This window comes from Streptococcus suis, from assembly GCF_016743335.1.
In the GTDB taxonomy this organism is placed as follows: domain Bacteria; phylum Bacillota; class Bacilli; order Lactobacillales; family Streptococcaceae; genus Streptococcus; species Streptococcus suis_Y.
Genome location: NZ_WCJE01000002.1, coordinates 20,760 through 34,792, shown reverse-complemented (window position 1 = coordinate 34,792; position 14,033 = coordinate 20,760). Strand labels below are relative to the sequence as shown.

The 14,033-nt window shown below is 43.6% G+C and carries 12 protein-coding genes; 3 read left to right on the top strand and 9 right to left on the bottom strand.

Annotated elements, in window-relative coordinates; translation table 11 throughout:
* Positions 1-61: 61 nt before the first annotated feature.
* The 4 genes from F9856_RS01000 to dhaK are packed head-to-tail and all read right to left on the bottom strand — an operon-like array spanning position 62 to position 2,728.
* Positions 62-772: an MIP/aquaporin family protein gene (locus F9856_RS01000; protein ID WP_202105441.1), complete on the bottom strand. Its 711-nt coding sequence runs from the start codon at positions 770-772 to the stop codon at positions 62-64.
* A gap of 9 nt (positions 773-781) precedes the next feature.
* Positions 782-1,156: a dihydroxyacetone kinase phosphoryl donor subunit DhaM gene (gene dhaM / locus F9856_RS00995; protein WP_002938758.1), complete on the bottom strand. Its 375-nt coding sequence runs from the start codon at positions 1,154-1,156 to the stop codon at positions 782-784.
* Positions 1,153-1,728, bottom strand: a complete 576-nt coding sequence (dhaL, locus tag F9856_RS00990) for a dihydroxyacetone kinase subunit DhaL (protein WP_202105440.1) — start codon at positions 1,726-1,728, stop codon at positions 1,153-1,155. Before dhaL ends, dhaM begins: the two co-directional genes overlap by 4 nt.
* 10 nt (positions 1,729-1,738) lie before the next feature.
* Complete coding sequence (gene dhaK, locus F9856_RS00985; RefSeq protein WP_012027841.1) at positions 1,739-2,728, bottom strand: dihydroxyacetone kinase subunit DhaK; 990 nt, start codon at positions 2,726-2,728, stop codon at positions 1,739-1,741.
* Between the two features lie 145 nt (positions 2,729-2,873).
* Between dhaK and dhaS the strand changes: the two genes are divergently transcribed.
* The 3 genes from dhaS (at position 2,874) to F9856_RS00970 (ending at position 8,935) form a co-directional block, all read left to right on the top strand.
* The gene (gene dhaS, locus F9856_RS00980) at positions 2,874-3,419 is read left to right on the top strand and encodes a dihydroxyacetone kinase transcriptional activator DhaS (RefSeq protein WP_024378834.1); all 546 of its coding nucleotides are present in this window, start codon (positions 2,874-2,876) and stop codon (positions 3,417-3,419) included.
* Positions 3,420-3,429: 10 nt separating this feature from the next.
* Entirely contained in the window at positions 3,430-4,419 is a 990-nt protein-coding gene (gene dhaQ / locus F9856_RS00975; RefSeq protein ID WP_202105439.1) for a DhaKLM operon coactivator DhaQ, read from the top strand.
* A 124-nt stretch (positions 4,420-4,543) separates the two neighbouring features.
* Positions 4,544-8,935: a PolC-type DNA polymerase III gene (locus tag F9856_RS00970; RefSeq protein WP_202105438.1), complete on the top strand. Its 4,392-nt coding sequence runs from the start codon at positions 4,544-4,546 to the stop codon at positions 8,933-8,935.
* A 278-nt stretch (positions 8,936-9,213) separates the two neighbouring features.
* On the opposite strand, the gene F9856_RS00965 is transcribed toward F9856_RS00970, so the two are convergent.
* Genes F9856_RS00965 through F9856_RS00945 form a run of 5 tightly spaced genes read right to left on the bottom strand, consistent with a single transcriptional unit; the run spans position 9,214 to position 13,744 of the window.
* Positions 9,214-10,671 carry a DUF2142 domain-containing protein gene (locus F9856_RS00965; RefSeq protein ID WP_202105437.1) on the bottom strand — a complete coding sequence of 486 codons (1,458 nt, stop codon included), beginning with the start codon at positions 10,669-10,671 and terminating at the stop codon, positions 9,214-9,216.
* 11 nt (positions 10,672-10,682) lie between these two features.
* Positions 10,683-11,468: a glycosyltransferase family 2 protein gene (locus tag F9856_RS00960; protein ID WP_002939588.1), complete on the bottom strand. Its 786-nt coding sequence runs from the start codon at positions 11,466-11,468 to the stop codon at positions 10,683-10,685.
* Positions 11,461-12,714: a lipopolysaccharide biosynthesis protein gene (locus tag F9856_RS00955; protein ID WP_024398502.1), complete on the bottom strand. Its 1,254-nt coding sequence runs from the start codon at positions 12,712-12,714 to the stop codon at positions 11,461-11,463. The genes F9856_RS00960 and F9856_RS00955 overlap by 8 nt, the downstream gene beginning before the upstream one ends.
* The gene (locus F9856_RS00950) at positions 12,707-13,045 is read right to left on the bottom strand and encodes a DUF2304 domain-containing protein (RefSeq protein ID WP_202105436.1); all 339 of its coding nucleotides are present in this window, start codon (positions 13,043-13,045) and stop codon (positions 12,707-12,709) included. Before F9856_RS00950 ends, F9856_RS00955 begins: the two co-directional genes overlap by 8 nt.
* 3 nt (positions 13,046-13,048) lie before the next feature.
* Positions 13,049-13,744 carry a glycosyltransferase family 2 protein gene (locus F9856_RS00945; protein WP_024398504.1) on the bottom strand — a complete coding sequence of 232 codons (696 nt, stop codon included), beginning with the start codon at positions 13,742-13,744 and terminating at the stop codon, positions 13,049-13,051.
* Between the last annotated feature and the right edge of the window lie 289 nt (positions 13,745-14,033).

The window sequence follows — 14,033 nt, the reverse complement described above, 5'->3', positions numbered from 1 at the left end:
GATGATAGCCAAGTCTTTGTTGATAAAATAGGCTTGGTTCTAGTCACCCAAGCCTATTTTTTTATAACATATTTAGTAGGAGGTTATAGAGGATAGCTCCTGCGATTCCTCCAAGAATTGGGCCAGCAACTGGGATCCAGCTATAGGACCAATCAGAATCTCCCTTGTTTGGAATTGGAAGGATGGCATGCATGATACGAGGACCAAGGTCACGAGCTGGATTGACTGCGTAGCCTGTTGTAGATCCTAGTGAGAAGCCGATTGCAAATACGATAAGTCCCACGATGATTGGGCCGAGACCAGCGCTGACATTGTTAGGACCAATTGCAAGGATTCCCATGACTAAGACAGCTGTGCCAAGAGCCTCGCCGAGCAAGTTTGAAGCTGTGTGACGAAGAGCTGGTCCAGTAGAGAAGGTAGCAAGGATTGTTCCGCTATCTTTTGTTTCCTGCCAATGTGGGTAGAAATGGAGATAGAGGACGATGGATGCCAACATTGCTCCAGCAAATTGGGCAAGTAGGAAGCCTGGGACTTGAGCCCATTGTAGGGAGCCGATAGATGCCATTGCGATAGTGACAGCTGGATTCAGGTGGGCAGGTCCAAAAATTCCTGATACGTAGACGGCAATTGTTACAGCGATGCCCCATCCTAGTACGATGGTCAGCCAGCCGCTATTTTCAGCCTTGGTTTTAGAGAGGATGCAGGATGCAACCACACCGTTTCCAAGTAATACTAGTATGAAAGTTCCAAGTAATTCTCCAATCAGATTCATAATGACCTCCTATTTATTGATTGTCAGTTCTTTTAATTGCTCAAGAATAGTCTCCAAGTCAGCTCCAGCCTGTAAGAGAGCTGCGGCAGTATAGCAACCTTCGACGACTGGTACGGTCTGGATAAGAATTTGTTTGTCTGTAAAATCGGCAGCAAGTTCCATGTTCATTCGGGCGCTACCTAGGTCGAAAAAGGCAAGGAGGGTATCAGCAGGGTTTGCTTCAACTCGCTCTTGTACGATTTCAAAGCTAGTACCGATGCTACCATCTTCTAGTCCGCCACAGTAGGTGATGGGAATATCTTTTGCGACTTCAGATACTAGGTCAATGATTCCCTGGGCCAAATTTTTTGAATGGGATACGAGTAAGATACCAACCTTTGTCATAGTCCTGCCTCCAACATGGCTTCAAAGAGAAGTCCAGATGAGAAAGAGCCTGGATCAATGTGTCCAATAGACCTTTCTCCAACATAGGACGCGCGTCCCTTGGTTGCAGCAATATCCTTTGTTCCTTGAACGGCTTTATGGATAATTTCCGTTGTCAGCTGGCTTTCTCTTAGGGCAGAAATAATAGGAATCCAAACGTCTACCATGGTTTTCTCGCCTAATTCAGCCTTGCCACGTTTTTGGATCATGTCCAAACCTGCTTGAAGCATGTCTGCCAAATCACCGCCAGCTTGACTGGCTTTAGTAATCCCCATAAAGGCAGAGCCGTAGAGAGGACCGGAAGCACCGCCAACCTTGCTGAGTAATTGCATGGCAACCACTTTAAAGACTTGGTCAGCAGTCTCAAAGTCTTTTTCAGATAGCTCCTGCATGACCGCAGCCATACCGCGCGCCATGTTGCCCCCATGATCTCCATCTCCGATTGGAGAATCTAGTTCACTTAAATAATCTTTGTTTTCTTGAATTTTCTTGTTGAATGTCTCCATCCAAAGCAATGCTTGTTTTACATCCATAGTTTTTCTCCTACCAAGCTACCACTTCAACAGGGGCCTGCAAAGCATCAATCCAGCTTGGGTCTTCTAGTTTGATTAAGGTCAATGATAGTCCGGCCATATCAATTGATGTCATGTAGTTACCGATTTTCTTGTAGTCAACGACCACACCTTTTTTAGCCAGCAATTGAGCAACGTCGTTGGCAAAGACATATTGTTCCATGAGAGGAGTTGCACCGAGACCGTTGATAAGGACACCATAGTGCTCGCCATCTTGAATATCGAAGCCTTCTGCCAATTTCTCAACCAATTCTTCTGCCAATTTAGCAGATGGTTGGAGTTTTTCTTTCTTATAGCCAGGTTCGCCGTGGATACCGACACCGTATTCAAATTCATCTTCTTCAAGGACGAAGCCTGGTTTGCCCACTTCTGGTACAGTAGCGCCTGATAGGGCTAAGCCGATAGTCTTGATTTGTGGGACGAGACGGTCAGCCAGTTCCTTGATTTCTGCTAGGGATTTGCCAGTTGTTGCAGCGTGACCGAGAATCTTGTGGACAAGGATGGTACCTGCTACCCCGCGACGGCCTTGGGTATAGAGGCTATTTTCCACAGCGATATCATCATCCACGATGACACTAGCCACTTCGATTCCTTCCATTTCCGCCAATTCTTGCGCCATCTCAAAGTTCATGATGTCGCCAGAGTAGTTTTTGATGACCATAAAGACGCCTGCACCCTCGTCAGCAGCCTTGATGGCTTCCAAGATTTGGTCTGGTGTTGGTGAGGTAAATACTGCGCCACACACAGCGGCAGACAGCATGCCCTTGCCGACAAAGCCTGCATGAGAAGGTTCGTGACCAGAGCCACCTCCTGAGATGATGCCGACTTTACCAGTTTTTTCAGCCTTGCGGATAATCACATCAAAACCATCGATACGATCGACAAGATCTTGGTGCATAAAGACAAGTCCTTTTAACATTTCATCAACGACATGTTCGGGTTGATTGATAATTTTTTTCATGAGAAAACTCCTTTGTTTTTGTTTGCGCTTTCATTTTACATTGTCCGAAAGAAAAAAGGAAGGGACAGATTGTCCAAAGTGTCCCTTTTGTTCCAAAGAAAAGCATGATAGGGTATAATAAAGAGGAAGCGAAAGGAAGTGACATATGCCAACCTCGTTGATTACAAAGAAAAGGATTGCAAAGGCTTTTAAAAAACAGCTATCCCAAAAATCCTTTGATAAAATCTCAGTTGTCGACATCATGCAGGAAGCAGGGATTCGTCGTCAAACCTTTTACAACCATTTTTTAGACAAGTATGAGTTACTGGACTGGATATTTGAAACAGAATTGCAGGAGCAGGTAACTGACAATCTGACCTATATTAGTGGAATCAAGCTTCTGGATGAGCTTTTGTACTACATCGAGAGTAACCAATCTTTCTATAGGCAACTCTTTGAGATTAAGGGGCAAAATGATTTTGTCAGCTATTTAGAAGGCTACTTTATGGTTTTGATGGAGAAAATTATCAACGAATACCAGCTTCAGGAGGGGAAAATGATTTCCCAACAGGATAAGCATTTTTTGATTCTCTATCATGCTAATGCTTGGATTGGACTGATAAAGGAAGGACTGACGCAGTCGCCTTGTCAGATTCACAGTTATTGGAAGCAAATGGTGGCTCTTGTTCGCGAGTCGTTTTTGATTTTGTAGGAGTTAATATATGGTGTTTATTAGAAATAGACAGGCAACAATTATTGAAGATTATTTGGATGGTTTCTGTCGAACCAATCCTAAAGTGAAGAAAGTGAAGGGGCTTCCGATTGTTCTGCAAAGAAGACAAAATGGGGAACAGATTCCGATTGTTTCTGGCGGTGGTTCTGGTCATGAACCAGCCCATGTTGGCTTCGTCGGTAAAGGAATGCTGACTGCAGCAGTCTATGGAGAGATTTTTACTCCACCAACTGCCGACGAAGTCTTGGCAGCCATTCGTGCAGTAGATAAGGGCAAGGGAGTTTTTCTGATTGTAAAAAACTTTGAGGCAGACCTTGTCTCTTTTAGAAAAGCCATCGAATCGGCTCGGCAGGAGGGAATTGCAGTCAAGTACATCGTATCTCATGACGATATTTCGGTCGATACTAAGAATAATTTCCGTATGCGGCATAGGGGGCTTGCAGGGACCATTCTACTTCATAAGATATTAGGAGCTGCTGCCCTTACTGGCTATAGCCTGGATGAATTGGAACAGCTGGGACTGTCTTTGGCAACAGAAATTGCGACCATCGGTTTTGCAACCAAGTCGGCCTATTTGCCCAATGCTGCCCTGCCTTTGTTTGATTTGGAGGAGGGACAAATATCTTACGGCATCGGTATCCATGGAGAAGAAGGCTATCGGACCGTTCGTTTTGAATCCTCTGAGCAGTTAGCCAACGAAATTGTGAACAAATTAAAATTAAAATTCCGCTGGAAAGAGGGGGAAGACTATATTCTTTTGGTCAATAATCTTGGATCTATGTCCGAGGTTGAGCAAGGAATCTTTTTGAACGACATTTGCCAATTTCTAGAACTAGAAGGTTTACAGCTTTCCTATATAAAAACAGGTAAGTTTATGACTAGTCTAGATATGGGAGGAATTTCTGTCACCCTCTGTCGTGTCGAGGATCAAAAATGGCTGGACTTTTTAGAAGCACCGACAGAAGCTGCGGCTTGGTAGGCTACCAATTTCTATAGAAATCAGATCTCTCAGGAAATGAACCTGAGAGTTTTTTCTTCCTGACTCAGGAAAAAATACCTCATTTATGGTAAAATGTTTCTAACGAACTACAAAGGAAATAAGTATGTCAGATAAGTTTCAACTCTTGCTACAACAAATCGGAATGCCTCTTGATGCACGACAATCAGGGGCTTTTTCGACTGCAACGATTGAGAAAGTAGTCTTGCACAAGGTCAGCAAACTTTGGGAATTTACCTTCCGTTTTGAAACCCCCTTGCCGCTCATGGACTATCAACTCTTCAAGGCTCGTTTGGCGACGGAGTTTGAAAAGGTGGGCAATAAGATTCAATTTTCTATTGTCAGCGATGCGGAGGCTTTTGAAGCTGGTTTGGTAGAAGCATATTATCCAGAAGCTTTTACGGAAGATTTGTGCCAGAGTGCAGGTTTCAAGGCTCTTTTTCAGCCATTAGAGGTGGCTTATAGAGATGGTATTTTGTGGATAAAGGGACCTGAAACCATTGACACCGTCCATTTTCGGAAGAATCATCTGCCAAATCTTGTGGAGCAATACAAGCGATTTGGTTTTGGCAATCTTGCGGTGGACATTGAAGTTTGCCAGGAGATGACGCAGCAGCAGGCTGCGGCTTTCCATGCGCAAAATGAAGAAATTTACCAGCAGGCTAATGAAGAAAACTTGGCGGCCCTTGAACAACTGGCTCAAATGGCGCCACCACCAGAGGCAACTCAGCCATTTGTCCCAGAATATAAGAAAAATCGTCCGGCCAAGGTCAATATAGAAAAAGCTGAAATCACGCCTATGATTGAGGTGGATAGCGAGGAGAATCGGATTGTCTTTGAGGGTCTGGTCTTTGAGGTCGAGCAGAAGACGACCAAGACGGGGCGGGTCATTATCAACTTTAAGATGACTGACTATACTTCGTCCTTTACCTTGCAGAAGTGGGCTAAAAATGAGGAAGAAGCCCAGAAGTTTGATATGGTCAAAAAGGGCAACTGGTTGCGGGTGCGTGGAAATGTGGAAACCAATAATTTCACTCGTGATTTGACTATGAACGTACAGGAGGTCCAAGAGGTCAAGAAGGAAATTCGTAAGGACCTTATGCCTGAAGGGGAGAAGCGGGTCGAGTTTCATGCCCATACCAACATGTCCACCATGGATGCCCTGCCTGCCGTTGAGGACTTGGTGGCGCGTGCGGCGGCTTGGGGACACAAGGCGGTGGCCATTACTGACCACGGCAATGTTCAGTCCTTCCCCCATGGCTATCATGCTGCTCGTAAGGCTGGGATTAAGCCCCTCTTTGGTATGGAAGCCAATATTGTTGAGGACTCGGTTCCCATTGTCTACAACGAAGCGGATATGGTCTTATCCGATGCGACCTATGTGGTCTTTGACGTGGAAACGACCGGTCTTTCTGCGGTCAACAATGCCCTGATTCAGATTGCAGCATCCAAGATGCACAAGGGCAATATCATTGCAGAATTTGATGAATTTATTGACCCAGGTCACCCGCTCAGTAAATTTACGACTGAACTGACAGGGATTACAGATGAGCATGTGCGTGGTTCCAAGCCTTTGGAGCAAGTTTTGCGGGAGTTTCAGGACTTCTGTCAGGATTCCGTCATGGTTGCCCACAACGCGACCTTTGACGTTGGCTTTATGAATGTCAACTATGAACGAGCAGGCTTACCTATTATTAGCCAGCCTGTCATTGATACCTTGGAATTTGCTCGTAACCTTTACCCCGACTTTAAGCGTCATGGTTTAGGTCCTCTCACCAAGCGGTTTGGTGTTGCTCTTGAACACCACCACATGGCCAACTACGATGCGGAGGCGACAGGGCGCCTGCTCTTCATCTTCCTAAAAGATGCCTTGGAGAAGCACAATTTGACCAATCTCAACCAGTTAAATACGGAGCTGATTGCGGAGGATTCCTATAAGAAGGCTCGTGTCAAGCATGCCACGCTCTATGTGATTAATCAGGTTGGTTTGAAAAATATGTTCAAACTGGTCTCTCTTTCCAATACCAAGTATTTTGAGGGAGTTCCACGTATTCCACGGACCGTTCTCAATGCCCATCGTGAAGGTTTAATATTGGGAACAGCCTGTCAAGAGGGTGAGGTCTTCGATGACTTGCTCTCCAAAGGGATAGATGAAGCGGTTAAAACGGCAGCCTATTATGATTTTATCGAAGTCATGCCACCTGCCCTCTATGCTCCCATGATTGCCAAGGAGCAGTTTAAGGACATGGCAGAGATTGAAGAGACTATTAAGCAGTTGATTGAGGTAGGACGTAGGGCAGGTCTGCCTGTTCTGGCGACTGGAAATGTCCACTATATTGACCCAGAAGAAGAGATTTACCGGGAAATCATTGTTCGTGCTCTAGGTCAAGGGGCACCGATTAACTGGACCATCGGAAATGGTGAGAACGCTCAGCCAGCACCACTGCCAAAAGCCCACTTTAGAACGACCAGCGAGATGTTGGACGAGTTTGCCTTCTTGGGCGAAAGCCTGGCGCGTGAGATTGTCATTACCAATCCCAATGCCATGCTGGACCGGTTTGAAGATGTTCAGGTGGTTAAGACCGACCTCTATACGCCTTATATTGAGAAGGCCGAGGAAACGGTTGCGGAATTGACCTATCAGAAAGCCTTTGAAATTTATGGTAATCCTCTGCCAGATATTATCGACCTGCGGATTGAGAAGGAATTGACGTCCATTCTGGGTAATGGATTCGCCGTGATTTATCTGGCGTCGCAGATGTTGGTGCACCGTTCCAATGAGCGGGGCTACCTGGTGGGTTCACGGGGGTCTGTAGGCTCCAGTTTCGTTGCGACCATGATTGGGATTACCGAAGTAAACCCTATGCCTCCTCACTATGTCTGTCCAAATTGTCAACACAGTGAATTTATCACAGATGGTTCCTATGGTTCCGGTTTTGACCTACCAGACAAAGATTGTGAAGAATGTGGCACCAAGTATAAAAAAGATGGTCAGGACATTCCCTTTGAAACCTTCCTTGGTTTCGATGGAGACAAGGTTCCCGATATTGACTTGAACTTCTCAGGGGATGACCAACCGTCTGCCCATTTGGATGTTCGGGATATTTTCGGTGAAGAAAATGCCTTCCGTGCAGGAACGGTAGGTACGGTAGCTGCTAAGACTGCTTATGGTTTTGTCCGAGGCTATGAGCGGGATTATGGCAAATTCTACCGTGATGTAGAAGTAGAACGCTTGGCTGCTGGTGCGGCTGGGGTCAAACGGACGACAGGTCAGCACCCAGGGGGAATTATCGTATTCCCTGACTACATGGATGTCTATGACTTTACGCCTGTACAATATCCTGCCGATGATGTGACGGCCAACTGGCAGACCACCCACTTTAACTTCCACGATATTGATGAAAACGTCTTGAAGCTCGATGTTCTGGGACACGATGATCCGACTATGGTTCGTAAGTTGCAGGACTTGTCAGGAATCGATCCGCAGACCATTCCTGCCGATGATAAGGGGGTTATGGCTCTCTTTTCTGGCACGGAAATTCTAGGCGTTACCCCAGAGCAGATTGGGACACCGACAGGTATGCTGGGTATTCCTGAATTCGGAACCAACTTTGTACGTGGGATGGTGGAGGAAACCAAGCCTACCACCTTTGCGGAACTCTTGCAGCTGTCTGGTCTATCCCACGGTACAGACGTATGGTTGGGCAATGCCCAGGACTTGATCAAGGCAGGAATTGCCGATCTATCAACCGTTATCGGCTGTCGGGATGATATCATGGTTTACCTCATGCATGCAGGCCTGCCACCTAAAATGGCCTTTAACATCATGGAACGGGTGCGGAAGGGCATGTGGCTCAAGATTTCCGAGGAAGAGCGAAATGGCTACATTCAAGCTATGAAGGATAATAAGGTGCCGGACTGGTACATCGAATCCTGTGGAAAGATCAAGTACATGTTCCCCAAAGCCCACGCGGCTGCTTACGTTATGATGGCTTTACGGGTAGCCTATTTCAAGGTTCACCACCCAATCTACTATTACTGTGCTTATTTCTCTATTCGTGCCAAGGCCTTTGATTTGGCGACCATGTCAGGTGGCTTGGATCGAGTCAAGGCCAAGATGGAAGAAATTGCTCTCAAGAAGAAGAACAATGAAGCCTCAAACGTTGAGCAGGACCTTTACACCACCTTAGAGTTGGTCAATGAGATGCTGGAACGTGGCTTCAAGTTCGGGAAATTGGACCTTTACAAGTCCCATGCGACCGACTTCTTAATTGAAGACGACACTCTTATTCCGCCATTTGTTGCCATGGATGGTTTGGGAGAAAACGTTGCCAAGCAGCTTGTGGCGGCACGGGCTGAAGGAGAGTTTCTCTCCAAGACGGAGCTCCGTAAACGTGGTGGATTGTCAGGTACACTGGTCGAAAAAATGGATGAGATGGGCATCCTCGGCAAAATGCCAGAGGATAACCAGCTCAGTCTCTTTGATGATTTGTTTTAAGCAAGAAGAAAAAGACTGTTTAGGTGATTGTTTCTCTGCACTAGTCTAGTTGTTTGATTCCTGTTGAACTCTAATTCTCTTATAGAATGTGATGTAAGCTAAACCATATCTGTTTGGTTAAGTTTTCCAGTTATAGAACTAGAAAACTTCAAATGAGAGAAAAAAGCAAAAGCATTCGAACCGTTGAACTCAGTGTTTATTGAGGCACATTTTAACCATAACAAAACACTCCTGTTTCTAGTTTTGTACTAGAGTTCAACAGGAGTGTTTTTCTTATCTTAATAGGTCGATAAGACAGTAAATAGCAAGACCATGGTTGCTATGATAATACTACCTTTTAAGATGAATTCATTTGAGAGGCGAGGAGGGGTGAATGTTGGGAGGGGCCAAGAGGTTAGGGTTAAGAGGAAGAGAGGGAATACTCCTAGGTAGTATCGTCCTTGAACCCCATCAACACTACCTTTTCCTATTTTTGTCCAAGTCAGATACATGACGAGAATAATACCACAGATGATGGAGAAGGCAATCACTAAACTACCGATACGACTGATTAATTTTGTCTTTTCACGTCCTAAATTACTTGCGACAACAGTCAAATAGAAAACAAAAATCGGAATGAGTGTTTCGCGCATAGGCAGATCGAGAAAACCAAAATAAAAGAGAGAAACAAGTCTGTGTGGTGATAATAAGAACTCTTTTGATAAGGCTAGGATTGCCCGTGAAGGATGTTTAAAGAAAAATTGGATTTGTCCGCTTAGGCCAACTCCTTTTAGAACTGTAGTTGAAGTGATTTGTTGGTAGCCTGCAAACCAAACAGCAGCTACTCCAAAGACAAGCACGGATGCACCCAGAAGAGATAAATAGGGTCTTGGAATAGCAAAACGTTCTTTGGGGATGAAAAATAGCAGAGCGATCAAGAGAATATATGGTAATTTCAAAGTTGCTAATAAGCAACAGAGTGAGGTGTAGAGAAGGATATCTTTTGTATTTATCTTATTTTGCCGAGTGAGGTAGTGAATAAAGAGGCCGATTGCAATATAGATAATACCTAGAGCTATCCCATCTTGGTTATAAGAGGCTGCAAGGGAGAGGTTCATAGGCATAAGGGTAACAAGCATCATAAGCTGTTTGTAAGAACCACTGAGTTTGATAGCTATGTAAGCGAGAACGGCATAACAGATAGCGTTGAAAATTCTTCCTAGATAGTAAGTTACCCCAACACTTAGGCCCAATGTTCGACCGATAAGCATACCGGTCACTTGTGGGAGGTATCCGATAAACCAATAGGCGTTAGTAGTACGAAAATCAGCAAGGCCATTAAAGGGCACCTCTTTTTTACTCGAGGGTTTATTAAAAGCATCGACTGCAAGAGGTGGCATGGTATAATCGTCGATAATAGCAAAATAATCTTCAGAAATAACCAGGTGTTCAGGTTTGTTGTCTAAATTAATATCTCCCTGTGCGATATGCATGGAGCGAGATAAATGCACATACTCATCGGGAGTGTAAAGAACAGGGGTAACAATAGCAAAAACGCCTCCAGATACTAATAGAGCAATGAAGGAAGCGATTTCTTTTTTTGTAGGCAATAATGTTAGTAATACCATCATACAGATTGCTATTGGATAGATAGCAAAAGACGCGTGATAATTGCGTAGGTAGAGAGCATAGACCATGTAACAAGCTAGAAGACAGACCAGTAGATACCACTTGTTTTGGTTTAATTTCGTAAGCACAAAGTAACCTCCTAGTAATTTGAATCTTGTCCTTTGATATAAATGCGGTTAAGTATACGTGCGATCGGTTTAGGCCAAAAAAGTTCAAAGAGCATTAAATCTTCCTTGGTTCGAGTATTGTCTGCGATGGTATGTGACGTCTCAGATTCTTCATGGATGCGGTGACACATGAGAGCCTGTGGAACGAAAATAAAGTCACCATCGTACTGATTAATCTGATACCAAGCATACCAATCCAAATTGGTCCGCATGGTTTCATCGAAACGAAAATCTGCTAATCTAGTCCGATTGTAAGTTACGGCTGGACAACAAATGGCATTGCCCAAACCGAGCCAAAAATGACGCCAGATTTTTGAAGTTGGAAAAAGTGTTAGTCCTTTGAGCAAGAATCTCTTGATACGTAAATTGGTATTGCTGTGGATAACTAGTCCGTTTTTCTTTTCAAAATAATCTGTGAAAGCGATTAGGCTATTAGGATGAGCTTGTAATTTAGTGAGAATCTCTTGTGTGTAGGTCGGTTGGTACAAATCATCTTGATGTGCGATGGTGACATAAGGTGTTTGAACAACAGAAAGAGCTTGATTCCAGTCTTTACCAATTCCTCCCCCTGTTCCTACATGTATAGGAATAGCATACTGTTGGCAGATATTGTGAATATGTTGGCTAGGTGTAGATGTATAAAGAGCAATATCTGTCGGAAGAGTTTGTGCCAGTAGCGATTGGATACAGTCCTCCAAATAGGGACTATCTCCGTAGGCACAAATTATAAAACTGTGCTGGTTTTGTAAGTTAGACATGTTTTTTTCCTTTGTGGTAGTAATAAAAAGTCAGGAGGCTCATCAAGAGTAGATAGACGAACATTGTGATGAGAAAACTGATAGCAGCACCCCAAAGCTGGTAGCTAGTAATCAACGGTCCAGTAAGCCATTTACTAAGAGCAAATAGGCAGAGATAAATCAGTACTATGACCTGCTGTTTTCGAAAGATTGTCAGGATATTCTCGCAAACAATAGATAGTGAATAGAGAATACCTGCGAAGACTAAGATAGCCAAGGTGGCAGCATATGAGCTGAGCTTTACTCCGTAAAGCAGGCTCAAGACAGGCACGCCAATCCAGTAAGCCATTAAGCTAGCCAAACTTCCGATTAAAAAAAGGCTGAGGAAGAGTCTGCGGCAAATGGAGGCAAACTCGATTGTATTATTCTGGTGCCACAGTTTTGCCAATTCGGTAATTAAGGGGCGCACAATCAAGACGCAGAGACTCATAAAAAAAACAGGCATGAATAAAATGCTGAAATCACGTTGCATACCGGCTGTTAGGCTCCCATTGGCTAAGCCCTGTTCAATAACCTGTTTTGGCTCGTTAAAAATATAGGTTAATAAGAACCCGTTGATAAACAATGGAAGACAGGCTTTTAAAATCCCCCAGGCTTCCTTGTGTAGTAAAGGGGAGAGAAAGTTGGTTCCTCTAAGAGTAGAGAAATTTGCACCTTTCTTGACATCAAGTAGAAGGACAACCAGTCCGTTCCAGATGGCTAATCCTGCTAAGGAAAAAGCAAGATTTTGACTGATAGCTAAGCAACCAGCCAGTAATAGTATGCTTGTAGTATAACGAAAGGTCATATTTTGGCCGGCAATATCCAATCTCCCTTCCTGTTGGAAGAGCCCTTGGTAGAGGTCAGAGACAACGTCGCTAATCCGATAAGCCAATAGTAGAAATACTAGCAGATAGCTAGATTGATAAGAAGTTAGCTGTAGGAATGGTAATATACTAACGACCATAAAGAGTAGCGAATAGCATCGTGCTAAAAAGTAAGCTGGAAAAGAATGAGTTCCTTTGACATCTGTTCCTTGATAATTGCGTACCTGAAATAGCCCGATTACAACCCAAAGGTTGCCAATGGCATAGGCCATGCTAAAATCGTCAGCAGTCTGAGCAGTTGAAAATCGTGAAACAATTAAGAGATAAAAGACAGACACGCCTGCTGCGACTAAGTTACCTAGTAGATTCCAAAAATAGATGTTCTTTTGTATCTTATTCATCGTGTTTTAATCGTTCAATAGCAAGGATTTGAACCAATTCCTTGACCTTGTTATCTAGTTTAGAAAGGCGAAGAGTTAGCTGGAATTGGTGGATAATGAGCAAAAAGATGATAAATAGAAAGACAAAGTTAACTGGAAGGGAAATTCCTAATAAATTTGTCACTGTCTCCGCTACTTTTGGGAAGAGACTGAGGAAAAGGAGTAATCCAGAAAAGAAGAGCCAGAAAAGGGAATCCTGAATCTGAACTTGTGATTTCTGAATTCGTCGCAATATAAGACCAGCAGTGATGAGAGACGTGAGGATAAGACTTACTTGAAAGGTTGGAGTCATAGATTAGTTTCGCTTTCTAATGCCTTGGATAATGAGAATAGAGGCAAACATGTGTAACATATATTGGATAGACCGAGATAAGGTCAGATAGCTTTGGCCGCCTTGTCTCTCCTGCATGTTTACCTGTACTTCTTTTACCTTGATGCCGTTTCTAATCAGATAGGAGACGGTATCTGGTTCAGGACCATAATTGATGTTTTGAGAAAATTCTTTGATGAGAGTTGCATTAAACATGCGCATGCCAGAGGTAGGGTCGGTCACTTCTTTACCAGTCGTTAAACGAATGGCCCCAGCAATTAGACGATTCCCTAGCATTCTCAGTGACCAGTTTTTCTTTTGGTTGACGAAACGAGAACCGATTACCAGGTCATACCCGAGGTCTATTTGGTCTGCAAGTTCCTGTATATACTCGGGTAAATGTTGCCCATCTGCATCAAACTGGATTGCTTTTTGATAGCCTGCTTGATAGGCGTATTTTAGACCTGTTTGAAAAGCACCTGCTAATCCGAGATTGACAGGTAAATCAAGCATAGGGTACCCTTTTTGATGACAAATCTCCCCGGTTTTATCTTTAGAGCCATCGTTGACAATGACATAGTCAAACTGAGGGAAGTTTGTTTCCAGATTTTCAACAACAGTTAAAATGGACTCTTCTTCATTATAAGCGGGGATTATAATGAGTAAATCAGATTTTTTCACACAATATCTCCTAGAAGGTAATCTATTACATTATATCAATTTTTAAGTAGATTTGACAAGTAAAACTAGGATTTTGGCACGCCGTACGCATGAAGAAAATGCATGCAACTATTTTCTAGTTACATGCATTTTTTCAAAATATTTCCATAAAACTTACACTTTAACGGGGGTAATCCCTCATTTTCAAAGCTATTATATCACTTTTTTCAATAAAAAACTGATGTAAATATTGAAAATATGATTTCCGAAAACGAAATTTTCTTCATGCGTTTGGCGTGGGATTTTGGTG